This window comes from Clostridium lamae (assembly GCF_033043255.1).
In the GTDB taxonomy this organism is placed as follows: Bacteria; Bacillota; Clostridia; order Clostridiales; family Clostridiaceae; genus Clostridium; species Clostridium lamae.
Genome location: NZ_JASCQJ010000006.1, coordinates 26098 through 49850, shown reverse-complemented (window position 1 = coordinate 49850; position 23753 = coordinate 26098). Strand labels below are relative to the sequence as shown.

Genomic DNA, 23753 nt, shown 5'->3' with positions numbered 1-23753 from the left:
AGTAAGAAACTCAGCTTAAAGCTGAGTTTCTTAGATAACTATTTTAAAATTTAAATATATTTAAATTTTAATTCCTTAATTCTTTCATTATTTCATTTTTTAATTTTTTCATTACTTATTTATCTAACTTGGCTTCCTGTTGGTAGTTCACCTGGATTTACTAGTTTTAATAAACTATCATCATCAGTAGCTGCTGCTAGTATCATTCCTTGTGATAATTCACCTCTTAGTGTTACTGGTTTTAAGTTTGCTACTAATACTACGTATTTTCCAACTAGCTCTTCTGGTTTATAGTATTGAGCTATTCCTGAAACCACTTGTCTTTCTTCTCCGTTTAAATCTACTTTTAATTTTAATAATTTCTTAGCTTTCTTTATTGGCTCACAAGCTAATACTTTTACTACTCTTAAGTCTATTTTTTCGAAGTCTTCTATAGTTATTTCTTCTTTGATTGGAGTTATTTCTCTCTTTTCTTCTTTTTGATTAGCTGCTAATTGAGCTTCTCTTAAAGCTTCTAATTCAGCTAATTTCTTATCTACATCTATTCTTGGGAATAATGCTTCTCCCTTTTGAACCTTAGTTCCAACTATTGTTCCATCAAAGTTATTTAATGATTCAAAAGTTATATTAGCTGCATTTATTTGCTCGTTTATCTTCTTGCTTGTTTCTGGTAAGAAAGCAGATAATAATACTGAAGCAAATCTTAAACTTTCTACTAAGTTATATAAAACTGTTCCAAGTCTTTCTTTCTTTTCTTCATCCTTAGCTAATATCCAAGGTGTAGTTTCATCTATATATTTATTTGCTCTTCCTATTAAATCAAATATATGCTCTAAAGCTTCTGGTATTCTTAAGTGCTCTATTGCATCATTTACTTTCTTTGGAGTTCCTAAAGCTAAGCTTATTAATTCATCATCTATCGCTTCTTTGACATTATTATTTGGAATTACTCCATCAAAATACTTTTCTATCATAGCTACAGTTCTAGATAATAAGTTTCCTAAGTCATTACATAGATCAGAATTTATCTTCTTTATAAATATTTCATTATTGAATAATCCATCTGCTCCAAATGGTATTTCTCTTAATAGATAGTATCTAACTGCATCTACTCCAAAGTTTTCGACTAAAGTTACTGGATCAACAACATTACCTTTAGATTTAGACATTTTTCCTCCATCAACAAGTAACCATCCATGTCCGAATACTTGCTTAGGTAATGGTAAATCTAAAGCCATTAACATTATTGGCCAATAAATAGTATGGAATCTTAATATATCCTTACCAATTAAGTGAACATCTGCTGGCCAATACTTTTCATAAAGTTCTTTATTATCGCTTCCATATCCTAAAGCTGTTATATAGTTAGAAAGTGCATCTATCCAAACATAAACAACATGCCCTTCATCAAAGGTAACTGGAACTCCCCAATTAAAGCTTGTTCTTGAAACACAAAGATCTTGTAAGCCTGGTTTTAAGAAGTTATTAACCATTTCATTCTTTCTTGATTCTGGTTGAATAAAATCTGGATGAGCTTCAATATACTCCATTAATCTATCAGCATAGTTACTCATCTTAAAGAAATAAGCTTCTTCCTTTGACTTTTCTACTGGTCTTCCACAGTCTGGACAATTTCCATTAACTAATTGAGTTTCTGTCCAGAAAGATTCACAAGGTGTACAGTATAAACCTTCATAAGAAGATTTGTAGATATCTCCCTTATCATAAAGCTTCTTAAATATATCTTGAACAGCTTTGATATGATAATCATCAGTAGTTCTTATGAATTTATCATAGCTTATGTTCATTATCTTCCATAAATCCTTAATTCCTGATACTATTTCATCTACATGAGCTTTAGGTGTTATTCCTTTTTCTTCAGCAATCCTTTGTATTTTTTGTCCATGCTCATCTGTTCCCGTTAAAAACATTACATCATATCCTGTTAATCTCTTATATCTAGCTAAAGCATCAGCTGCTACAGTAGTATAAGTATTACCAATATGAAGTTTAGTTGATGGGTAATAAATTGGTGTAGTAATATAATATGTCTTTTTACACATACCATTTTCCTCCTAAATAATAATCGTTTCATTTATATAAAAAAATCCCTATATAGGTATATTAAAACCTACATAGAGACGCATTATACGTGTTACCACTCTAATTCATATTTATTTCGCAATAAATATCTCAACAGGTGACATTTTATCACCTTGCAATATAACGGTTGCTACCGTATTCCCCTAACTTACTAGCTCAGAGAATATGCTCCAAGACCATCTTCATAAAGCTTTATGCCGCTAGCTTTCACCTAATCTAGCTCTCTTTAGACACTCTTTCCTTTACTACTCTTCTCTTCATAGCATTTAAATCATTATTATTATGATATTCTATATTAATTTTACTGTCAATTACTTTTAAACTATCATTTATTATCAAACTTCTTTTTTATAATTTTATCTACCATCATTCTAGATAAAATCACCATAAATAAACTAAATAATAAAACAAACGTAAATGTACCTACTCCAAAAATAAATAATATTATAGCATTAACTATAAATAATAAACTTCCTATTGAGCCAAAAATTTTTGCTGCAAGTTTATTTGAATATTCCCATGAAAATTTATCTTTAATTGAATATTGATTCTTATATCCAAATTTCATCTCCTCATATCTAGTAGAGTTTGATTCATATAGCCCACCTATAATAAATAGACCTAATGGGATTAATTCCGAAATTAATATGTAAATCCAAAAATGCATATTATCCTTCTTTCTGTACAATTATTATACTAAACTTATTATTTTATTATAATTCTATACTAATTATTTCTATTTATGCAATAAAATTTATATACTTTTTTATAAATCCATGATTTATATATTTTGTAAAGCCATATATTTTATGTGCTATAATAATAAAAAAAAGATTGGAGTTGATACTGTGGAAAATTTTGAAATTCCTCATATAGGGTCCAGAAATATCAAAACAGCTCTTTCTGTTTTAATATGCCTTATACTTTGGCCAAATTCTCTTTTTGCTGCAATAGCAGCTGTAATTTGCGTCCAAAGCACCGTAGAAAATTCCTTGAAAATCGGAATAAATAGACTTATAGGAACATTACTAGGAGGTATAATATCATTAATCCTTCTATATGCAGTTAATAGTCTAAACTTAGAAAAGTTTTTACCACTAATAGTTGCCACTGGAGTTTCATTAATAATATATATATGTAATTTAATCAAAAAGCCTTCAGCTTGTTCGATATCTTCTATTACATTAATGGCAATTTTAATTTCTCATAACTCTACTGACCCTTTGATGTATGCAGTGCATAGGACAATTGAAACTGCCTTTGGTGTAATAGTTGCAATATTAATTAACAAGTATATAAATCCACCAAAGACTAAAAATACTGTTGAGAAAACTAACTAGAAATGAGGAGACATAATATGAATTTTACTTTTCCCAAAATTGGACTAAGAACTATTAAGACTGCTCTTGCAGTATTTCTATGCCTATTATTTTTTCCAAATGAGCCTTTTTTCGCTTGTTTAACTGCTGTTTTTTGTGTGCAAGATACAGTTTCTAATTCAGTAAAAATAGCTATAAATAGAGGTGTAGGGACAATTTTAGGCGCTATAATTGGGCTCTTATTTTTAATTGCATGTAGATTTTTCACATACAATATTGATATTTATATAATTAGAAAACTCTTAGTTTATTTAACTATTGCAATAGGAATCATAGCTGTTATTTATTCATGTAACTTAATAAATAAACCTGGTGCCATAAATATATCTTGCATAGCCTTTCTTGCTGTAACTACAGTTCATGCTTTTGGAGATCCAATTCACTATGCACTTAATAGAATCATAGAGACTCTTTTTGGAATATTAATGGGATTATTAGTTAATAAGTTTATATCACCACCGAAATAAAGGCGGAGCCTTTATAATGGATAATGGATAATGCGTAATGCATAATTAATGAAAGAATGAAAGAATGAAGAATAAAGGAAGATACTACTTTGCAATTGAGATTGTAAAATAGTACCTTCCTTAATTTTTATATTAAAGAGTTATACTATAAACTTAGAAAGTTATAGTAGTATATTCCAAAACTATGCTATCTATAAAAGGATATTCAAATAAATTAGACTGTTAGTTTTTACATTTTATGGAACATAACTACGTTTTAATGTATAATAAAAATATCTATTATTAAACAATTGTATTATTATGCGAGGTAGTTGTTTATATAATTAATCGAGAAATTAGAATTTGATAAGGTGATATTATGATAGAGATTAAACCATTTGACCAAAATGATATGCTAGGAATATGTACACTAATAAGACTAGAATTGGGATATAATGTTTCTATAGAAGATTTTCAAAATAGAATTATGCAAATGCAAAAAGAAGGAAATTACTTTATCTTTGTTGCGTTAGAGAATAATCAAGTTGTTGGTTTTATAGGAATACAAATCAGCTTAGCCTTTGAAATACCAGGTAGGATAATGCGTATTATTGCATTGGCTGTTAGTGAAAAATATCAAAAAAAGGGGATAGGAAGAAGACTTATACAAGAAGCTGAAGAATATGGGAAGACTAAACAAGTAACTACCATTTTACTAAACAGTGGGCTTTCAAGAAAAGGGGCACATCAATTTTATGAGAAACAAGGATTCTATAAAAAAGGATACAGCTTTTGTAAAAAATAGTTCTATAAAGTCCAGTTTGTAAGGTGGTTAGAGGAATAGTTTTAGACTATTAAGAATTAATATAGATATAACTTAATACTTCAATAGTAACATATTAGGGTGAATATTATCATAAATCGTAATAGTGTTATTAAGTTTATTTATATATAAAAAAGGGGGAATAATTTATGGAGTTTGCATCAAATATTGTTATATGGTCATTTCTTAATATTGCTTTAGTTTTAGCTTTTGTAGTTTTAGGAATATACGCTTTAGTACTCTTAATTAAGGCTTTAAAAATTTATATTAAGAAAAATTCTTAATATATCTTAATGATTAATCTTGAAATTATCTACAATTAATTAAATATATTTTTAAAATTAATAAAGAAATTCAGCTTTCGCTGAATTTCCTCATTAATTCTTTCATTTTTTCATTTCTTCATTTTTCATTACTTATATTCTTCTTGTTTCTTCTTTTAAGAATTCTTTTTCCTCTTCATCTAGATATGGGCTTAATTTTTCAAACACCATCTTATGATATTCATTAAGCCAAGTTTTTTCTTGAATTGATAGCATCTCTACATCAACACCTTCTAAATCTATAGGGCAATATGATATTGTTCTAAATTTATAGAATTCACCGAATTCTTCCGATACAATATCTTTTTCAACTATAAGTGTATTTTCAGTTCTTATTCCAAATCTTCCTTTTTTATATACACCTGGCTCATTGGTTAAAATCATTCCTGGTTCTAATTCTACTGAATTTCCCATTGGTCTTATTCCTTGAGGTCCTTCATGAACATTTAAGAAAAATCCTACTCCATGACCTGTACCACACTTATAGTCTATTCCATAGTTCCAAAGAGGCCTTCTTGCCAATATGTCTAAATTTATTCCTGTAGCTCCTCTTAAGAATCTAGCAGAGGCTAATGCTATATGTCCTTGTAAAACTAGCGTATAGTCTCTCTTTTCTTCTTCAGTAATTGGACCTAATACAATAGTTCTTGTTATATCTGTAGTTCCATCTAAGTATTGAGCGCCTGAATCTAATAAAAACATACCTTCTGGTTTTAATTCATATTCACTATCTTTTGTAGCTGAATAGTGAATCATAGCAGCATGATCCTTATATCCTGCTATTGTAGCAAAGCTATCTCCCTTATAATTTTCTCCTTGAGCTCTGAAGGCTGTTAATTTTTCGCTAGCTGATATTTCTGTTATTTTTTCTTTGCCTATACTATTCTTAAGCCATTTAATAAACTTAACCATGGCTACGCCATCTCTTACTTGAGATACTTCCCAATTAGCTATTTCCACTTCATTTTTTATAGCTTTTAATTTAGTAGTTATATTAGCTTCTCTTACTACCTTTAACTTATCATTTAATGAAGTAAATATTTTGGCATTTAATTTACTTGGATCAAGTATAATTGTTCCACTTAAAAGTTTTACATCATCTTCAATACTTCCATAATCCTTAACTTCAATCCCTTCAAGATTTAACTTCTTTCTAGTTATATCATCCACTTTATTATTATCAATATAAATATTAGCATATTCTCTTCCAACAACTACATATGATAGTGCTACAGGATTAAACTTAATATCAGTACCTCTTATATTGCATAACCAAGCAATATCATCTAAAGAAGATAATATATAATAATCTGCCTTTTTTTCTTCTATATTTTTTCTTACTTCTTTAAGCTTTTCCCTAGTAGATTTCCCTGAATATTTTTCATCATGAATGAATATTTCATTTTTGGGAAGCTCTGGCCTATCGCCCCATATACTCTCTAATAAATCATTATCCATATTAATAGTAAAGCCGACTTCTTTAGCAATGCCTAAATATCCCTCATAATCATTAATTGAAAATAACTTACCATCAAATCCTAGGACTTCATTAGCTTTTATATTATCACTTATCCATTCATTAATTGTCGGGTATCCAGGTGTTACTATTTTCATAAGTGAGATTTCGCTTCCTTCAAGCTCTTTTTCTGCCTGAATAAAATATCTTCCATCTGTCCAAAGATATGCTTCTTCTAATCCAACTAAAAGAGTTCCTGCTGAACCAGTAAATCCGGAAATATACTCTCTTCCCTTAAAATATTCTGCTACATATTCACTTTGATGAGAATCGCTAGTAGGAATAATATAATAATCTATATTTTCGATTTTCATAGCTTCTCTAAGCATTTTTAAATTATTCATATTTAATGTCCCCTTATCTAAAATTTCTATTTATAATATATATAATTCACTATAAACCATAGTACAACTATTTTCAATTCACTTTATTTTCTGAATATTTGTTGATTTGATTAAATATTTCTTATATAATTTATAATAACGCAGTAAAAGGGGGAATTTTTATGGTGGATTCAATCAAATTTATAAACTTTATAGTAGAAGCTAAGAAAAATACATATGCTTCTGGAGCAAAAAAAGAAAAATCAACTAGACCAAACTCTAAAGACTATGTCTATAAAAAATATGATTACTATTATCATGACAGCTATATTGGAGATAAGAGTTTTATTGGCGAAGAATTAGTTTGGCACGATGAAAAGGTTTGCTGGGGAATGAATTATAAAGGAGAATTACTTACTAATGACGTTCCTAGTGGATTTAGTAAATTTTTAAAGAAATCCTTGCAAAATGTATCTGAAGAGAATCCTTTTAGGGGCCCTAAACACTTTGAAGATGGTGACTTTATTTACATTTGTAATTGGGATGGCACAATACATTCTTTTAATGGAGTAGAATGTATGCTATACCGTGGTGAACAAATATACAAGCTCTACTTTCATGGAGGAGCTTTAAAATAAAAAAATTTAGGAGCTGCTCAACAGCTCCTAATTATTTTGCTTCATTTACCTTTTTCCCAAGAATTTGTACTCCTAGATATATAGCAAGTAGTGCGATAGGAAGAACTATATACCATTGTAATCCAAATCCTGCTGGAATATATCCGAATACTATTGTAATAGCAGCTACGAATATTGCATACCACATCTGAGTACTAACATGAGCTATATGATTACATCCAGCTCCCATTGATGAAAGAATAGTTGTATCTGATATTGGTGAACAATGATCTCCAAAAATTGCTCCTGTTAAGACTGCACTTGTGCTTACAATAACATAACTCATATCTGGATTCATTGAATAAGCTAATGGAATTGCAAGAGGCATTAGTATTCCCATAGTTCCATAGGCAGTTCCTGTAGCAAAAGATATTATTGATCCTAGTATAAATATTAAACTTGGAAGCAAGAAGTTTGGTAATGATCCAGAAAGTAATGTAACTAAATACTTAGCTGTTCCTAAATCTTTAATTACTGAACTTAATGACCATGCTAATAATAATATTACACCAGTTATAACTAAAGGCTTCATTCCATCTATCCATGTATCTATTGCTTCAGTTATAGTAAATATTTTTCTAGCCACACCTAAAGCCATTGCTACGATACTAGCTATTAAAGCTGATTGGAATAATGCAACTGATGCATCTGATGCACTAAAAGCCTCTTGTATTGCTTTAAATGACATTGGCGAGTTAGTTATTACTTGTTGAAGAGCTACATCTTCGCCACCCATTATTGCTGAGTATCCACTATAGTAGAAGCAAACTAATGCAGTTACTACTAGTACTCCTATTGGAATAATTGCATTCCATATACTTAACTTAATTCCCTCTTTAGGCTCAAGCTCCGAGTGATCTACATTCGACTCTGAAACACTATCATTTTCAGAATCCTTTAAGCCCCTTCTTCTAGCCTCTATTTCAGCCTTATACATTGGTCCGAAATCTTTTAATAATAACGAAGTAACAAATACGAAGAATAAAATTAATATATTATAAAATCTATATGGGATAGTTTGTAAGAAAACTCCAAAAGCATCTACTTGTTGTCCTACTCCATTTATAAAAGCATCATTTATTAAGCCAACTTCTAAACCTATCCATGTTGATACAATTGCAAGTCCAGCTATAGGTGCTGCTGTTGCATCTATAATAAAAGCAAGTCTTTCTCTAGATATTTTCATTTTATCTGCTACCGGCTTCATAATAGGACCAACTATAAGTGAATTAGCATAATCATCAAAAAACACTGCAAGTCCTAATAAAAGAGTAACTAATTGAGTACTTCTAGCTGTTTTTGCCTTTCTTGCCAGTGCTTCTGCTACCGCCTTAGCTCCCCCCATCTTTGCTACTAAGTGTATGACACCACCAATTACTAATACTTGTAGTATTATACCTGCATTCCATGGGTCCGCTAAAGAATTTAGTACTCTAGATACAAAGTCTAAGAAAGAATTAACCAACGCTGATATAAAGGACTTGTCCACTAAACTAACTAAAAATGTCCCTGATAATGTCCCTACAAATAATGATATTATTACATTCTTTGTTAAAAATGCTAATACTATCGCTACTATTGGTGGTATTAAAGTTAAAAATCCATAATGATTTGCATTAGCTGTAGCTGTGTCTACTTCCGCTGCAAAAACAACTGATGTTGATAATAAAACCATAAATAAAGTCATTATTATAGTTCTAATATTTCTTTTGTTTATCATTTCAAATCCTCCTTAAAGTTTGCAAATAATATATGGGTAGGAAAATTTTAAAGTATATAATTTCATAAATAAAAAAGCCTTGAGTCTTCACTCAAGGCCAGAATATACTTATAAATATAAGATTAAATCCCCTAAGTGATAGCTCACCACAAATAAACTTTGTGACAGTGTTACATATATTCTATGCAACCCCAGCTATATGATATTAAAGCATTAATCATACGCTTCGGCGATAATTCCTTTCCTATTAATTCATAGTGCTTACCTCATTAATAGTACTTTTAAGTATCGCTCCTCTACCCTTATCGTTATTTACTTTTAATTTACTGTAATATTATACAATTTTTATCGTGTTTTTGCAAACTTATATGTAGAATTTTCTAAAGATTATTCATATTACTAGACATGAACTCCTCAATTTCCTCTACACTTTTAATCATTTCCTTAGTTAATACTTCATTACCTTCTTCAGTAATTAGTACATCATCTTCTATTCTTATTCCTATTCCTTCTTCTTCTATATATATGCCAGGCTCAACAGTATAAATCATCCCTGGCTCAAAAATAACATTTCTATTTTCAAGTTCTATATCATGAGTATCCATTCCTAAACTATGTCCTATACTATGATAATAATACTTTGATACATCTTCTTTATTTGTTATAAGCCCTAATGAAATGCATTCTTCAGCAATCCATTCTTTCGCTTTTTTATTTACTTCTAAAAAGTTTACTCCTGGTTTCATTTCCTTTATTACTCTCTCATTTACACTAAGAACAGCATTATAAACTTCTTTTTGTCTTTCTGTAAATTTCCCATTTATAGGGAAAGTCCTTGAAATATCTCCATTATAATATTTATATTGAGCTCCTAAATCAAATAAAATTAAATCTCCATCTTTTAATTCAGAATCATTGGTTACATAATGTAAAACTGTTGCATTCTTTCCTGCTGCTGCTATAGTCTTAAAAGCCAAATCCTTAACTCCATTTTTCTTACATACAAAATCAAAATATGCTTCAAGTTCATATTCCTTAATTCCAGCTTTAGAATTTTTCATAAGTTCTTTAACACCATCTATTGTTATGGATATTGCTTTTCTTATCCTATCTACTTCTTCTTTAGTTTTTATAAGTCTTAATTCTGCTATTAACCTATAAGCATTTTTTATATTTATGCTATAGTACTTATCTCTAATTTCTTTTGAGAAATCATAAGATGGATTTCCCTTTTCCATATCTAAATATATATTAATTTTCTCTTTATTAAGAATAATCCTTTCTAAAAAGCTATTGAAATCACCTAAATATTTAACATCCTCAATTCCACTAATATCAGGCACTTCTTCCTTCCTAATAGTCTTTCCTTCCCATTTTTCCCTGATAGGATCGACTTCCTTTATAAATAAATATTCTTTAACCTCTCCATTTATTTTAGATAAAACTAAAATATGATCTTCTTCATCAATACCTGTTAAATAATAAAAATTTCTATTTGGTGTGAAGAGGTAACTTTCATCACCTGTCTTCTTAGGTGCTACTCCTGCAAATAGTATTAATACAGAGTTATCTTTTATTTTATTTAATACCCTAGTCCTATTACTTTTATAAAAATCACTTTTCATTTTAACACCTTTCCTTACTCCATAGCTAATACTTTAACACTAACTACGTTCTGTAATCCTCTTAAAGTATTTACCAAATGCTTTAAATCTTTTTTCATATTAGCTATATCTAATGTTATTGTCACATTAGCTGCCATATTAATTGGTATGTCTTGATTTATAGTTAATATATTTCCCTTATTAAAAGCAATACAATCTAGAACCTTAGATAGGGTACCTGTCTCATGTGATAGTAAAACAACCAAAGTTATTTTTTTACTGTTAATCCCCTCAGCCAGTGGGAATATACAATCCTTGTACTTATAAAATGTACTTCTACTTATTCCTGTTTTCTTTACCGCTTCACTTATATCCTTTGCTTTCCCTGTCAAAAGATTCTCTTTAACCTCTAATACCTTCTTGAAAATTTCTGGCATAATTTTATCACTTACCATATAAAATTTTTCTGAAGCCATTATCTCACCACCCTTAGTAAAATTAAAAAAGTTTATCTATATAGTTCTAATTATTCCTAAAAAATAAATAAGCTATATAATTTATTATTATATAGCTTATCTAAATTAAAATACATATTATTCCTAAAGTTTATCTATATTAATTCTATTAGACTTTCTAATTTTGCCTATATATATCTTAAAAAGTGAAATTACAATAGAAATTACTCCTCCTAATGAAAAACATAGCTCTATATTATTAAAAATTAATCCAATTAATATTCCCGCACCTGCTCCATAGGCTAAATAAATTGAAATAATTTTGATTTCATCTTCAGTTAAAAATAATTTTTCAATCCATTTCATTTTTCACTCACTTCCCTCTTTAATCCATATATATATTATATGTTAATTATAGTATCAACTAGTTACAAAATAATTACATACTGATTAATTTTTATTATCTATATATTTTACATTAAGAGTCTTGAAACTAGGAAAATTGAAACTATAATAGCAGTTAAATCTGCTAATACTGCAGCCCATACAGTATGTCTTATTTTCTTAATCTGGATAGCTCCAAAATACACAGTAACAGTGTAAAAAATTGTTTCAGTAGTTCCCATAATTACAGAAGCAATTAATCCTATGTAGCTATCTGGACCATAGGTTTTTACTATGTCAGTTAGTATTCCTACAGCTCCGCTGCCAGATAGTGGCTTAACTAAAACTAAAGGAATTATTTCTTTCGGAAGCCCTATCAAGCTACTTATCGGAGATATCATATTATTTAATATATCTAGTAACTTCGCTTCTCTAAATATGTTAACTGCTATTATCATAGCTAAAAGATATGGAAAGATATTAAGACAAACTTTTAATCCTTCTTTTGCTCCTTCAACGAACCATTCATATACTTTTCTTCCCTTGAACATTCCATAAGTTAATATAATTACTACTATTATAGGAATTATACTTTTAGTTATATATTGAAACATATAATAATCCCTCCCTTAAAAATATCTTTGCAATAATTTGCAAAGCATAACTCCTGTGATTGCAGCAACTGTACTAGCTAATACAGCTGGTAGTATTATAGCTCCTGGATTGCTTGATCCTACTGCTGCTCTTATAGAAATAACTGTTGAAGGAACTAATTGAATACATGCTGCGTTTAAAACTAGAAATAGAGACATATCATTAGAAGCAACTCCTTTTTCTTTATTAAGCCTATCCATCTCTTGCATTGCTTTTATTCCAAATGGTGTTGCTGCATTTCCTAACCCCATCATATTAGCAGTTATATTCATAACTATAGCACCTAATGCTTTTTCATCTTTAGCCGCTTCTTTAAAAATAAGTTTTAAAATTGGTCTTAAAACCTTTGCTAATTTATTTGTGAATCCACTTTTTTCTGCAACCTTCATAACTCCACACCAAAAACACATAAGTCCAACTAACCCTATAATCATCGAAACGGTTGAATCAGCTGAATTAATTATTGACTTGGATATAATTTCCCCATTACCTGTAAATAGCCCAATTAAAATCCCCAAAAAAATCATAATAAACCAAATATAATTTATCAAAATCTCACCTCAAATAATTACTTCTATAAATATATGACTTGAATATGCTATTTATTAGTGATAGGATGAATATATGTAATATTAATTATGTTTAAATACATAAAGGAGATAGTTTATGAAGGAATCAAACTTAAGAATAGCTCAACAAGATATAGATGAGGCTCTAAAAACAGTAGAAGATATTGAAAAATTTATAGATGATGCTGATATGCCTAAAGATAAGTTAAGAGAAAAATTTGTTACTTTAACTGAAAAAGTTCAAGAATTAGAAAACATATTAAAAATTGAAGGTATTATATAGTTTGTACATAAAAAAAAACAACTTCTATTAGAAGTTGTTTTTTTTGACCATAACCCAATTTTCTCAGTGATTAGTTACCCATACCAATCAAATGAATATTTTTTATACACAGTTGAAATTTGAAAACGTTTAATGATTTTATATTATTATATCATGGTTTTTATTTCCTAACAATATATAATTTAAAAAATTTTGTAATTTTTTTCTTGCTTTTTACAAGTCGAATTTTCATAAAATTAAAAGTGCAAAGATATCTTTGCACTTCTCAATTAATTTCTTATTTACAACTATCTCTCTCTACTAACATATAATCAAGAACAAATTGAGACTCATCTAATTCTCTATTGTTTAACATCTTAATTAGCATTCTCATAGCGACAGATCCCATATCATAACTTGGTTGCTTTATTGTTGTTATTTTTGGATAGAATACTGAAGACATAATATTATCATTAAATCCTATAACACTAACATCCTCTGGAACTTTCTTTCCTATTTCTCTTAATGCATTTATAACTCCCATAGCAATTTCATCAGAAGCACATATTACTGCATCATATGATTTATTACTATTTTCAAAGTATTCAACCGCTTCATAGCCGCTTTTAACCTTTAATCCTCCAAAGTATACTAAGCTTTCATCTATATTAAGCCCTTTTTCCTTTAATGCTTCTTCATAGCCTATGTATCTATCTCCCCAAGCATTCATATTCCCCTTTTTAGCTCCTGCGAAGGCTATTTTAGATGCTCCTTTGTTTAATAGATAGTTAGTTGCTTCTTTTGAAGCACTTATGTTATCTATAGTTACACTAGGTAGACTTTCTTCTTTATCTTTAGTCTCAACTAAAACAGTAGTTAAATTTAATTCATTTATTATACCTAAAGTTTCTTCTTGTAGAGATGAACTCATATAAATAACTCCATCAACCATTTTTTCTCTCAGAACTCTTAGATATTCTTTCTCTTTTTCACCATCAAAATCTGAATTACATAAGATAACGTTGTAATCATAGATATTAGCAACGTCCTCAGCTCCTCTAACTATCTCTGGATAGAATCCACTTGATATATCAGGAACTAAGATTCCTATTGTTTTTGTTTTTTGAGTTTTTAGACTTCTTGCAACAATATTAGGTCTATAACCTAACTTGCTAATAGCATCTAAAACCTTCTTTTTTGTGTCCTCGTTTACAACATCTATGTCATTTAACACTCTAGAAACAGTCGCAATTGATACTCCTGCTTCTCTAGCAACATCTTTTATAGAAGTAGCCATGCACATCACTCCATTTTAAAATATTTATATTTATCTTATTTTAACAATAATTATACTATTAACAAATAGTTTATACAATATTCAAGATTATTCTTTATAAGAACTTACTATAAAATAAGTAAAAAGTTAGAAGTTTCATAGAAACTTCTAACTTTTTAACATAATTTATCCTACTTAACTACTTTAACTGTCATATTTAATTTTTCACCATTAATAACAGTTTCAGTATAATCAGCATCTTCATTTACAGCAATTTCTTGAGTTAATGTTTCTCTCTTTATTACATCTGAATATTTGTTAATAATATCAATTAACATATCATTTCCTGAAACAAATAATTTTATCTTATCAGCAACTTCAAAGCCTTTTTCTTTTCTCATATTTTGTATCTTTGAAGTTATTTCTCTTAATTGTCCTTCTTCTTTTAATTCTTCTGTAATAGTAGTATCAAGAACAACTCCAATTTCGCCTTCACCAGCAAAAGCATATCCTTCTAAACCTTGCATAGTTACAAGTACGCTTTCACTATTTAATACTATTTCAGTTCCATCTACTGTAATAGTTTCAGTGCCACCAGCTTGTAATTTTTGAGCTAATTCCATTTGATTTTTAGAAGCAATCTCTTTTCTTATTCCTGGAATTAACTTACCATATTGTCTTCCAAGAACAGGTAGGTTAGGCTTAATTTCAAAGTTAACATGCTCTGATAAATCAGCACCAAATTCTACAGATTTAATATTAAGCTCATCTTTTATAATATCTCCGTAGTATTCTGGAATAGCATCTGTTGATAATAACATCTTAGAAAGTGGCTGTCTATTTTTAATATTAGCACCATTTCTTGCACTTCTACCAAGTTTAACTATTGTGTATGCTAAATCCATTTCTTTTTCTAGCTTTTCATCTATTGCATTTTCATCTACTAATGGCCATGCACATAAATGTACACTTTCTTCTGTAGATTTATCTAAACCTATAACTAAGTTTTGATAAATTTCCTCTGTAACAAATGGTACAAACGGAGCTGCCACCTTAACTAAAGTAGTTAATACTCTATATAATGTAACATAAGCACCAATCTTATCATCTGTTAAATCTTCTGACCAGTATCTTGCTCTATTTCTTCTTACATACCAGTTTGATAACTCATCTGTAAACTCTTCAATAGCTAATGCAGCTTGAGTTATTTGATATGAAGCTAAGTTTTCATCAACTTCTTTAATTAAAGTGTTAAGTTTAGACATTATCCATTTATCCATAACATTTTCTGATTTAAAATCTTTATATTCCAATGGATTAAACTTATCTAAATCCGCATATAACACATAGAATGAATATACATTCCATAAAGTACTTAAGAATTTTCTTTGCGCTTCTTGAACATCATCAACAGAGAATCTTGTTGGAAGCCATGGCGCACTTGCAGTATAGAAATGCCATCTTGTAGCATCTGCACCTTGTGAATCTAAAACTTCAAATGGGTCTACTACATTTCCCTTTGATTTAGACATCTTTAAGCCCTTCTTATCTAAAACATGACCTAAAACTATACAATTTTCAAATGGATTAGTATCAAATATAGCTGTCGAAATAGCTAATAATGTATAGAACCATCCTCTTGTTTGGTCAACCGCTTCTGAAATAAATTGAGCTGGGAAGTTCTTTTCAAATAGCTCTTTATTTTCAAACGGATAGTGTAATTGAGCAAAAGGCATTGATCCTGAATCAAACCAACAGTCGATAACTTCAGCCGTTCTAGTCATTTCTTTTTCACATTTAGAACACTTAAGTTTAACACCATCTATATACGGCTTGTGAAGTTCAATATCATCTGGAACATTAATTCCTTTTTCCTTTAATTCAGCTATACTTCCTACACATTCTCTGTGGCCACATTCACATTCCCAAATAGGAAGTGGAGTACCCCAGTATCTATCTCTTGATATACCCCAGTCAATAACATTTTCTAAGAACTTACCAAATCTACCTGTTCTTATGTTATCTGGATACCAATTAATCTTATTATTATTTTCTAAAAGCTTATCTCTAAGCTTAGTCATTGCAACGAACCAGCTTTCTCTTGGATAGTAAAGAAGTGGTGTATCACATCTCCAGCAGTGTGGATATGAGTGAGTATGCTTTTCAGCCTTAAATAACTTATTGTGTTCTTCTAAATATTTAACTATGCTGTCATCGCACTTCTTAACAAACTTTCCTGCCCATGGAGTTACTTCTTCTACAAAGTTACCACTAGCATCTACTAAGTTTATAAACCCTATTCCATTTTGTTTTGCAACAAAGCTATCATCTTCACCATATGCAGGAGCTATATGAACGATACCTGTACCATCTGATAATGTTACATAATCACCATGAATAACTTCGAAAGCTTTTCCATCTACTTCTCCAAATGGAAGTAATCTTTCATATTTTGTTCCTAATAATTCAGTTCCTTTAAACTCCTTGATTACTTCGTAATCTTCACCTAACACTTTTGGAGCTAAGTCCTTAGCAACTACTAATACTTCCTCACCAACTTTAGCTTCAATATAATCGTATGCCTTATTTACACATAGTGCTAAGTTTGAAGGTAATGTCCATGGAGTTGTTGTCCATGCAAGTATATATTTATTTTCTTCTCCTTGAACCTTAAATTTAGCTATGGCAGTTAAATCTTTAACATCTTTATAGCCTTGTGATACTTCATGAGAAGAAAGTCCAGTACCACATCTTGGGCAATATGGCATTACTTTATGACCTTTATATAAAAGTCCTTTTTCCCACATTTGGCTTAATGCCCACCAAACAGATTCTATATATGAGTTATGATAAGTAACATAAGGATTCTCCATATCTACCCAGTAACCTATTTGATCAGTCATCTTTTCCCACATGTTAACATAAGTAAATACTGACTCTTTACATTCTTTAACGAATTTTTCTACTCCATAACCTTCTATTTGTTCTTTTCCTGAAATTCCAAGTTTCTTTTCTATTTCAAGCTCTACTGGAAGCCCATGAGTATCCCAACCAGCTTTTCTTATAACCTTATATCCCTTCATAACCTTATATCTTGGGATAATATCCTTCATAACTCTTGTTAATACGTGTCCTACGTGAGGTCTTCCATTTGCTGTTGGAGGTCCATCATAGAATGTGAAATACTCACCATCTTGATTCATATCAAAATTCTTTTTAATTACATTATTTTCTTTCCAAAGATCTGCCACTTCTTTTTCCATACCAACAAATCCTTTTGGTAATTCAACCTTTTTGTACATGTCTAAACTCCCTTCCGTTTATTAATTTATATCTATAAGCTATTTGCTTTAAGGTTATACTGATTTTAACTAACAAAATTAAATACATCTTACATTATTAACTATAAATAACTAATTATGCAGATGTAGCTTTATATTGAAATAAATAAAACTCTATAATAAAAAAACCTCGCCCAATAGGACGAAGATATTCGCTATACCACCTAAGGTTATAAGTTTTCACATAATTATAGAATACTTATATTTTCGAGTACAAACATACTCTATCCTTTAACGCAGGCTAACGTGAAAAACTTAATCAGCTATATAACCTTTCAGCCTCAAACTCCTAGGTGATTTTCCTTAATCTTCACTATGACTTCTCACCACCAGCCACTCTCTTAAAGTATCCAAATAAGTACTTTTCCTAATCACAGTTTTTAAATTACAAATTATATACCTATTCTACTACAAAGTAAAATATTATAAAAGTCTATATTTGATAATATTTTAATAAATTTAAGGAAAAATATCAATATAATAATATTAACAATAAATTAACTTAATATTAAAAATTAATTAATAATTTTTATCAATTAGTATTGACTTTCCTTTTTATAGTAACTATAATATAAACATAAAGAATAAATACAAAATTTATTTTTTATCCCCTTTATTTTCCTTAATCTATTTCTTTATATTAGGAGGAAAGATAAATGGAAAATAACTTAAACGAACAAGTCCTTGATAAGCTTACTAAAGTTTGTACTTGCAAGGCAATACCAAGATCCAAAATTAAAGATGCAATCAAAGCCGGAGCCCATACTGTAGAAGAAGTTTCTAAGGCAACAGGAGCTTGTACAGGTGGCTGCAGAGGCTACAGATGTACCCCTACAATCCAAAATTTGATTGATAAGCATCTGGAAAAATAACTAATATAGTTCCCCCAAACTATGTTAGCATATAGATTATATCTCCCCTAAAACCACTTGTTATACAACAAGTGGTTTTTCATTCTAAAATATTTTCATTGTTATTCCATAATTCTTAAAGCTATCTTTTGATAAATTGATATGTTTTAATTCTTTATTAGGATATTCTTCCTTACTAATGCTTTGTGAACTAATTTCTATTAAAGCATTTTCTAAGTATTTTCTTATTCTTTTTGGTGTTGGTATTACAATTGCCTTAAATATCATAAAAATCTCCCTAAAATTTCTTCACATTATAAATATATTAATTTAATTATTTATTATTCATTCTAGCTTTTTTACTTTAAGTATTTATACCTCTCCCCTATACTTAATTTATAATTATGTTATAATTTTATAGAACTTATTAGGGAAGGAGCTATTATTATGGCAAGTAAGTTTTATTTACATAAAGGGAAAAATAAAAGAGCTGAGCAAGGCAGACCTTGGATATATATTGATGAAATAAATGAATATGATGGTGATTATGAAAATGGTGATATAGTCGAAGTATACAATCATAAGAATTACTTCCTAGGAAAAGGCTATATTAATGACAGAAGTAAAATAACAATAAGAATTATGACTAGAGATATAAATGAAGAAATTGATTATGATTTCTTTAAAAGAAGATTTGAAGCTGCTTATGAATATAGAAAAACAGTTATAGATACTTCATCTTGTAGACTTATATTTGGTGAAGCTGACTTCTTACCTGGTCTTACAGTAGATAAATTTGAGGATTACTATGTAATTCAAATTTCAACTTTAGGAATGGATAAGTACAGAGACTTAATAGTTAAAGTTTTAGTTGATGAATTCGGTGCTAAAGGTGTTTATGAAAGAAGTGATATCAAGACTAGAGAAATTGAAGGTCTTGAACAAACTAAAGGCTTCTTAACTGAACCATTTGATACTAATATTGAAATAATTGAAAATGGAGTTAAGTATATAGTTGACTTAGAGAATGGTCAAAAGACAGGTTTCTTCTTAGACCAAAAAGAAAATAGAGCAGCTATGCATAGAATTTGTAAGGATAAAGATGTATTAGATTGCTTTACTCATACTGGTTCATTTGCATTAAATGCAGGGATTGCAGGTGCTAAATCAGTGCTAGGTATTGATGTATCTCAGCATGCTATCGATTGTGCTAAAAGAAATGCAGAACTTAATAGCTTACAAGATACAGTAAAATTCGAATGTCATAATGCCTTTGATGTTCTTGGTGACTGGTCAAGAGAAGGAAAACAATTTGATGTTGTTATATTAGATCCACCTGCATTTACAAAGTCAAGAAATACAATTAAATCAGCTATTAGAGGATATAAAGAAATAAACCTTAGAGGCTTAAAAATGGTTAAGTCTGGTGGCTACTTCGCAACTTGTTCATGCTCTCACTATATGAGTGAAGAGCAACTAAAGAAAACAGTTCTAGAAGCTGCTCATGATGCTAGAAGAACTTTAAGACAAGTAGAAATAAGAACTCAAAGTGCAGATCATCCAATTCTATGGAATTCTGATGAGTCTTACTACTTAAAATTCTTTATATTCCAAGTTGTTTAATAGGGATATTAAATAAATAGACGACTTTACAGTCGTCTATTTTTATACTATTGTCTTAATCCCCTACATCTTGTATAAGCCATTTACCTGAATCTTTTAATTTAATTAAATAAAAGTTTCTAGAATTATTACCACTATTAATAGGCTCTATAGTATCATCCTTAAACTCTATACAATATTCAACTTTATATATTCTTAATTCTTCAAAATCTAAATTAGCTTCATTTATTAATACATTATTTATATAAACCCAATATAATGACTCATCAGTTACTAATTCTATATTATTGACCTCTATCATCTCTAAATTTTCAAACCAAAAATTATCATATTTATGTCTATCTGTATAACATTCTAATAACTTATCTAACTCATGGTCATTTCTATATTTAAAAGAATTTTTTATAACTTCTTCTGCTTCTATAGATTTTTCTGATATGTTAGATTTCTTAATAATAGCATTTATATTTTCTGTACTATTTTTATTTATACTTTGTTTTTTAGTATTAAAATCTAATGACTTGACTATACTTATACCCAATATTATTAATATTAGAAAAATCAACAAGAACTTATTTTTTATCCCCATAATTCCTCCGTTTTATTAATATTATCCACATTATTTCCCCCTATAATGTTAATAAACTATTTTAAATCCATATATTCTTTAGAAAGAATTCCATACATTGAATAATCGCATATACCTTGATTATTTATATCTGCCTGTCTCATTGTTCCCTCATATTTCATACCACATTTCATCATTACTTTTCCTGAGTTCGGATTGTTCGGATCATGCCTAGCCTCAACTCTATTAACTCCAACTTCCTCAATGAAATATCCAATCAATACTCTTAATGCTTCTGATGTTATTCCTCTATTCCACCAGTTCTTTCCTACACAATAACCTATATGAACCATATTAACTCTTTCATTTTTTTCTACAGCTCCTATACTACCTATAGGTTCATCCCCATTTTCCTTTAATATAATCGCCCAATTATAAAAATCATCATTCTTATAATTACTAATCCAATCCTCTAAAATTATTTTAGTCACATCTACACTGCTATGTGCAGGCCATGTAAGGAATTTTGTGACCTCTGAGTCAGATGCCCAGTTTTTATACATAGCTTCTGCATCTTCCATTTTAAACTTTCTTAAAATTAATCTTTCTGTTTCTAAAGTTATAGTTCCTAACCCCTTCATCTACAACACCTCAATTATACTTTTATATTTTTTATTGCGTATTATTTTTATGTAATTGCTATATATATTATCATTAGTATATATAATTGTAAATAATTGTATAATAAAAAACTTAGCCTATTTAGCTAAGTTTTTTATTACCTTTATTAGTTATAAAACTCTTGTGTTGCATAGTAAGCGTCTCCTATCTTGTAAACACCTACTCCTATACTACTAAACTTCGTTGATAATATGTTTGCTTTATGTCCTGGTGAGTTCATCCAGTTATCCATAAATCTAGTTGCTAAAGCACTATTTCCAGTCATTCCTTTAATATATGCTATATTTTCACCCCATGCTCTATAAGAAATACTATCTGCTTGCATCTTTACTGTTATTAAATTTCCTTGCTGATCTTCATGTGAGAAGTATCCATTATCGCCCATATCCTTAGATTTAACTCTTGCGTAATGCTCCATAGTTGTATTGTAACTTAAAGCTGGCAATCCTGCTGCTGACCTCTCTTGATTAACTCTTTGGAATATAGCTTGTTCGATTTCTGCAATATAGTTACTACTATTAGGAACTGTATTGTTATCCTGTGGTTTCTCAACTGGCTTTTCAACAGGTTTTTCTATTTGCCTTTGAACAGGCTTTTCCGCTGGCTTTTCAACAGGCACTACATTTTCAGTATTTGATCTATTATTTACCTCCACTTCAGTCTCTGAAGGTTTTGGCGTCACTACAGCTACTTCATTATTCGTATTGTTTTTATCTGCTGAAGTTCCCTTTTCAACGTTATCTTCATTAGATTTAATCTCTCCACCTTCGTCTTTCTCTTTTTGGGCTTGCTCTTCAGTTTCTACCTTCTTTACTTCTTCTTTATATTTAGATTCCTCTTCCTTGACTTCAGATTTTATTGTATCTATATTTTTATTTTCTTTATCAGAATTAATAAACATGCTTCCAGTAACTACTGTCCCAGATAATATAAGTGTGGTTATAAATGTAATTAGTCTTGATCTAATCATTTGTAATCCTCCTTAAAATAAATTTTTATTTACAAAAAGTAATTGATATATATTTTCAAAAGATAATCTTAATCAATCATAAATGCATATTCTAAGTATATATTTATTTTTGATGTATATTATTACTTTTTTCTTACTTTAAGTGGATTTTTACTTTTATAATACAATTATTGTTACCTATTCTTCCATTTTATACTTTCATGTAATTCAATAATTCAACAAAAAAATCTAGCTAAAAAAGCTAGATTTTAATAAAAATATAAACTTATTAATTTTTCTTATTTATAGAATTCTTGAGTTGCATAATATGTGTTCCCTATCTTATATACTCCTACACCTATACTAGTATAGTTTGTTGATAAAATATTTGCTCTATGCCCTGATGAGTTCATCCAATTATCCATAAACTTAGTTGCTATAGAACTATTTCCGTCCATACCTTGAATATATGCAATATTTTCTGCCCAAGCTCTATAAGAAACTCCATCTGCCTGCATTTTTACAGTTATTAAATTTCCTTGCAGGTCTTCATGTGAGAAGTATCCGTTATCTCCCATATCCTTAGATTTAATTCTCGCATAATACTCCATAGTTGTATTATAGCTTAATGCTGGTACACCCGCTGCAGCTCTCTCTTGATTAACTCTTTGGAATATGGCTTGTTCAATCTCTCCTATATAACTATTATCTGAAACAGTATTTGGATTACTTGGTGGCTTACTTTCAGTACTAGGAGTAACATTATTTGAAGAATTGTTATTTCCTTCTTCTATTTCTGGTGAAGAATTATCTGTTTCATTATTAGAATCATATTTTTCAGCTTCTTGGTTTGTATCTGAGTTATCTTGAGGTATATTATTATTTTCATTGTTATTTGTATTATTATTTTTATTGTCTTCCTTAACTACATTGTTCTGTTTTTCTTCTTTATTTTCAGTTTGCTCGATATTATTAGGTGTTTCCTTATTGGATACTAATAAAATACCGCCCACTGCTAATATAACTACCAATCCTATTGACGATAATACTATAATTAATTTTGATCTACTCATTTATAAATTCTCCTTTAAGTATAATGTTTTCATCTCATTCATAAAGATGTAATAAATGTTTATCTTAAATTCATTTTAATAAATTCTGATTAATTATAATATTTTCATATAATCAATATATTATTCATGTAATATATTCCGTAAACTTTGATA

Annotated in this window: 24 protein-coding genes, 1 riboswitch and 2 other annotated features; of the genes, 8 read left to right on the top strand and 16 right to left on the bottom strand. The window is 29.2% G+C overall.

Annotated features, from left to right (window positions below; genetic code table 11):
* Window positions 1-119 precede the first annotated feature (119 nt).
* Window positions 120-2063, bottom strand: a complete 1944-nt coding sequence (metG, locus tag QK892_RS04970) for a methionine--tRNA ligase (RefSeq protein ID WP_317272432.1) — start codon at window positions 2061-2063, stop codon at window positions 120-122.
* 71 nt (window positions 2064-2134) lie between these two features.
* Window positions 2135-2373: a binding site (T-box leader), on the bottom strand.
* Between the two features lie 55 nt (window positions 2374-2428).
* Complete coding sequence (locus QK892_RS04965) at window positions 2429-2770, bottom strand: SdpI family protein (RefSeq protein ID WP_317272431.1); 342 nt, start codon at window positions 2768-2770, stop codon at window positions 2429-2431.
* Between the two features lie 181 nt (window positions 2771-2951).
* Between QK892_RS04965 and QK892_RS04960 the strand changes: the two genes are divergently transcribed.
* From QK892_RS04960 to QK892_RS04945, 4 genes are all read left to right on the top strand, one after another.
* The gene (locus tag QK892_RS04960) at window positions 2952-3443 is read left to right on the top strand and encodes an FUSC family protein (protein WP_317272430.1); all 492 of its coding nucleotides are present in this window, start codon (window positions 2952-2954) and stop codon (window positions 3441-3443) included.
* A 17-nt stretch (window positions 3444-3460) separates the two neighbouring features.
* Window positions 3461-3949 (top strand): FUSC family protein, encoded by a 489-nt coding sequence (locus QK892_RS04955; RefSeq protein WP_317272429.1) that lies wholly within the window; start codon window positions 3461-3463, stop codon window positions 3947-3949.
* 358 nt (window positions 3950-4307) lie between these two features.
* Window positions 4308-4733 (top strand): GNAT family N-acetyltransferase, encoded by a 426-nt coding sequence (locus QK892_RS04950; protein WP_317272428.1) that lies wholly within the window; start codon window positions 4308-4310, stop codon window positions 4731-4733.
* A gap of 167 nt (window positions 4734-4900) precedes the next feature.
* On the top strand, window positions 4901-5035 hold the full coding sequence (locus QK892_RS04945) for a hypothetical protein (protein WP_317272427.1): 135 nt from the start codon (window positions 4901-4903) through the stop codon (window positions 5033-5035).
* Window positions 5036-5167: 132 nt separating this feature from the next.
* On the opposite strand, the gene QK892_RS04940 is transcribed toward QK892_RS04945, so the two are convergent.
* The gene (locus QK892_RS04940; protein WP_317272426.1) at window positions 5168-6934 is read right to left on the bottom strand and encodes an aminopeptidase P family protein; all 1767 of its coding nucleotides are present in this window, start codon (window positions 6932-6934) and stop codon (window positions 5168-5170) included.
* Between the two features lie 161 nt (window positions 6935-7095).
* On the opposite strand from QK892_RS04940, the gene QK892_RS04935 reads away from it, so the two are divergent.
* On the top strand, window positions 7096-7551 hold the full coding sequence (locus QK892_RS04935; RefSeq protein WP_317272425.1) for a DUF5680 domain-containing protein: 456 nt from the start codon (window positions 7096-7098) through the stop codon (window positions 7549-7551).
* Window positions 7552-7582: 31 nt separating this feature from the next.
* Here the strand turns inward: QK892_RS04935 and QK892_RS04930 are convergent, their stop codons facing one another.
* The 6 genes from QK892_RS04930 to QK892_RS04905 form a co-directional block, all read right to left on the bottom strand.
* Window positions 7583-9310, bottom strand: coding sequence for a Na+/H+ antiporter NhaC family protein (locus QK892_RS04930; protein WP_317272424.1), 1728 nt, complete (start codon window positions 9308-9310; stop codon window positions 7583-7585).
* A gap of 131 nt (window positions 9311-9441) precedes the next feature.
* Window positions 9442-9617: riboswitch (Lysine riboswitch) on the bottom strand.
* Between the two features lie 73 nt (window positions 9618-9690).
* Window positions 9691-10935 (bottom strand): aminopeptidase P family protein, encoded by a 1245-nt coding sequence (locus QK892_RS04925; RefSeq protein ID WP_317272423.1) that lies wholly within the window; start codon window positions 10933-10935, stop codon window positions 9691-9693.
* A gap of 14 nt (window positions 10936-10949) precedes the next feature.
* The gene (locus QK892_RS04920) at window positions 10950-11390 is read right to left on the bottom strand and encodes an ACT domain-containing protein (RefSeq protein WP_317272422.1); all 441 of its coding nucleotides are present in this window, start codon (window positions 11388-11390) and stop codon (window positions 10950-10952) included.
* A gap of 123 nt (window positions 11391-11513) precedes the next feature.
* Complete coding sequence (locus tag QK892_RS04915; protein ID WP_317272421.1) at window positions 11514-11735, bottom strand: hypothetical protein; 222 nt, start codon at window positions 11733-11735, stop codon at window positions 11514-11516.
* Window positions 11736-11842: 107 nt separating this feature from the next.
* Window positions 11843-12367, bottom strand: a complete 525-nt coding sequence (locus QK892_RS04910; RefSeq protein ID WP_317272420.1) for a spore maturation protein — start codon at window positions 12365-12367, stop codon at window positions 11843-11845.
* Window positions 12368-12382: 15 nt separating this feature from the next.
* Window positions 12383-12958 carry a nucleoside recognition domain-containing protein gene (locus QK892_RS04905; RefSeq protein WP_317272419.1) on the bottom strand — a complete coding sequence of 192 codons (576 nt, stop codon included), beginning with the start codon at window positions 12956-12958 and terminating at the stop codon, window positions 12383-12385.
* Window positions 12959-13073: 115 nt separating this feature from the next.
* On the opposite strand from QK892_RS04905, the gene QK892_RS04900 reads away from it, so the two are divergent.
* Complete coding sequence (locus tag QK892_RS04900; protein WP_317272418.1) at window positions 13074-13259, top strand: hypothetical protein; 186 nt, start codon at window positions 13074-13076, stop codon at window positions 13257-13259.
* Between the two features lie 277 nt (window positions 13260-13536).
* On the opposite strand, the gene QK892_RS04895 is transcribed toward QK892_RS04900, so the two are convergent.
* Both QK892_RS04895 and ileS read right to left on the bottom strand, forming a co-directional pair.
* The gene (locus QK892_RS04895; RefSeq protein ID WP_317272417.1) at window positions 13537-14535 is read right to left on the bottom strand and encodes a LacI family DNA-binding transcriptional regulator; all 999 of its coding nucleotides are present in this window, start codon (window positions 14533-14535) and stop codon (window positions 13537-13539) included.
* A 170-nt stretch (window positions 14536-14705) separates the two neighbouring features.
* Window positions 14706-17816 (bottom strand): isoleucine--tRNA ligase, encoded by a 3111-nt coding sequence (ileS, locus tag QK892_RS04890; protein ID WP_317272416.1) that lies wholly within the window; start codon window positions 17814-17816, stop codon window positions 14706-14708.
* A gap of 174 nt (window positions 17817-17990) precedes the next feature.
* Window positions 17991-18239: a binding site (T-box leader), on the bottom strand.
* Window positions 18240-18511: 272 nt separating this feature from the next.
* Here ileS and QK892_RS04885 point away from each other — a divergent pair.
* Window positions 18512-18727 (top strand): (2Fe-2S)-binding protein, encoded by a 216-nt coding sequence (locus tag QK892_RS04885; protein WP_317272415.1) that lies wholly within the window; start codon window positions 18512-18514, stop codon window positions 18725-18727.
* A gap of 84 nt (window positions 18728-18811) precedes the next feature.
* Here QK892_RS04885 and QK892_RS04880 read toward each other — a convergent pair whose 3' ends face one another.
* Window positions 18812-18994: a hypothetical protein gene (locus QK892_RS04880; protein ID WP_317272414.1), complete on the bottom strand. Its 183-nt coding sequence runs from the start codon at window positions 18992-18994 to the stop codon at window positions 18812-18814.
* A gap of 159 nt (window positions 18995-19153) precedes the next feature.
* On the opposite strand from QK892_RS04880, the gene QK892_RS04875 reads away from it, so the two are divergent.
* Window positions 19154-20329, top strand: a complete 1176-nt coding sequence (locus tag QK892_RS04875; RefSeq protein WP_317272413.1) for a class I SAM-dependent rRNA methyltransferase — start codon at window positions 19154-19156, stop codon at window positions 20327-20329.
* Window positions 20330-20384: 55 nt separating this feature from the next.
* Here the strand turns inward: QK892_RS04875 and QK892_RS04870 are convergent, their stop codons facing one another.
* The 4 genes from QK892_RS04870 to QK892_RS04855 form a co-directional block, all read right to left on the bottom strand.
* A complete protein-coding gene (locus QK892_RS04870) occupies window positions 20385-20918 on the bottom strand; it encodes a DUF4829 domain-containing protein (RefSeq protein WP_317272412.1) in 534 nt (177 codons plus the stop codon).
* Between the two features lie 56 nt (window positions 20919-20974).
* A complete protein-coding gene (locus QK892_RS04865) occupies window positions 20975-21538 on the bottom strand; it encodes a GNAT family N-acetyltransferase (protein WP_317272411.1) in 564 nt (187 codons plus the stop codon).
* 146 nt (window positions 21539-21684) lie between these two features.
* Window positions 21685-22548 carry a CAP domain-containing protein gene (locus QK892_RS04860; protein WP_317272410.1) on the bottom strand — a complete coding sequence of 288 codons (864 nt, stop codon included), beginning with the start codon at window positions 22546-22548 and terminating at the stop codon, window positions 21685-21687.
* A 278-nt stretch (window positions 22549-22826) separates the two neighbouring features.
* Complete coding sequence (locus tag QK892_RS04855) at window positions 22827-23600, bottom strand: CAP domain-containing protein (protein WP_317272409.1); 774 nt, start codon at window positions 23598-23600, stop codon at window positions 22827-22829.
* Between the last annotated feature and the right edge of the window lie 153 nt (window positions 23601-23753).

What these genes read in the sequence shown, in the direction of transcription:
- metG (WP_317272432.1), bottom strand. Translation starts at nt 2,063, where the DNA reads ATGTGTAAAAAGACATATTATATTACTACACCAATTTATTACCCATCA.
- QK892_RS04965 (WP_317272431.1), bottom strand. Translation starts at nt 2,770, where the DNA reads ATGCATTTTTGGATTTACATATTAATTTCGGAATTAATCCCATTAGGT.
- QK892_RS04955 (WP_317272429.1), top strand. Translation starts at nt 3,461, where the DNA reads ATGAATTTTACTTTTCCCAAAATTGGACTAAGAACTATTAAGACTGCT.
- QK892_RS04950 (WP_317272428.1), top strand. Translation starts at nt 4,308, where the DNA reads ATGATAGAGATTAAACCATTTGACCAAAATGATATGCTAGGAATATGT.
- QK892_RS04945 (WP_317272427.1), top strand. Translation starts at nt 4,901, where the DNA reads ATGGAGTTTGCATCAAATATTGTTATATGGTCATTTCTTAATATTGCT.
- QK892_RS04940 (WP_317272426.1), bottom strand. Translation starts at nt 6,934, where the DNA reads ATGAATAATTTAAAAATGCTTAGAGAAGCTATGAAAATCGAAAATATA.
- QK892_RS04935 (WP_317272425.1), top strand. Translation starts at nt 7,096, where the DNA reads ATGGTGGATTCAATCAAATTTATAAACTTTATAGTAGAAGCTAAGAAA.
- QK892_RS04930 (WP_317272424.1), bottom strand. Translation starts at nt 9,310, where the DNA reads ATGATAAACAAAAGAAATATTAGAACTATAATAATGACTTTATTTATG.
- QK892_RS04925 (WP_317272423.1), bottom strand. Translation starts at nt 10,935, where the DNA reads ATGAAAAGTGATTTTTATAAAAGTAATAGGACTAGGGTATTAAATAAA.
- QK892_RS04920 (WP_317272422.1), bottom strand. Translation starts at nt 11,390, where the DNA reads ATGGCTTCAGAAAAATTTTATATGGTAAGTGATAAAATTATGCCAGAA.
- QK892_RS04915 (WP_317272421.1), bottom strand. Translation starts at nt 11,735, where the DNA reads ATGAAATGGATTGAAAAATTATTTTTAACTGAAGATGAAATCAAAATT.
- QK892_RS04910 (WP_317272420.1), bottom strand. Translation starts at nt 12,367, where the DNA reads ATGTTTCAATATATAACTAAAAGTATAATTCCTATAATAGTAGTAATT.
- QK892_RS04900 (WP_317272418.1), top strand. Translation starts at nt 13,074, where the DNA reads ATGAAGGAATCAAACTTAAGAATAGCTCAACAAGATATAGATGAGGCT.
- QK892_RS04895 (WP_317272417.1), bottom strand. Translation starts at nt 14,535, where the DNA reads ATGGCTACTTCTATAAAAGATGTTGCTAGAGAAGCAGGAGTATCAATT.
- ileS (WP_317272416.1), bottom strand. Translation starts at nt 17,816, where the DNA reads ATGTACAAAAAGGTTGAATTACCAAAAGGATTTGTTGGTATGGAAAAA.
- QK892_RS04885 (WP_317272415.1), top strand. Translation starts at nt 18,512, where the DNA reads ATGGAAAATAACTTAAACGAACAAGTCCTTGATAAGCTTACTAAAGTT.
- QK892_RS04880 (WP_317272414.1), bottom strand. Translation starts at nt 18,994, where the DNA reads ATGATATTTAAGGCAATTGTAATACCAACACCAAAAAGAATAAGAAAA.
- QK892_RS04875 (WP_317272413.1), top strand. Translation starts at nt 19,154, where the DNA reads ATGGCAAGTAAGTTTTATTTACATAAAGGGAAAAATAAAAGAGCTGAG.
- QK892_RS04870 (WP_317272412.1), bottom strand. Translation starts at nt 20,918, where the DNA reads ATGGGGATAAAAAATAAGTTCTTGTTGATTTTTCTAATATTAATAATA.
- QK892_RS04865 (WP_317272411.1), bottom strand. Translation starts at nt 21,538, where the DNA reads ATGAAGGGGTTAGGAACTATAACTTTAGAAACAGAAAGATTAATTTTA.
- QK892_RS04860 (WP_317272410.1), bottom strand. Translation starts at nt 22,548, where the DNA reads ATGATTAGATCAAGACTAATTACATTTATAACCACACTTATATTATCT.
- QK892_RS04855 (WP_317272409.1), bottom strand. Translation starts at nt 23,600, where the DNA reads ATGAGTAGATCAAAATTAATTATAGTATTATCGTCAATAGGATTGGTA.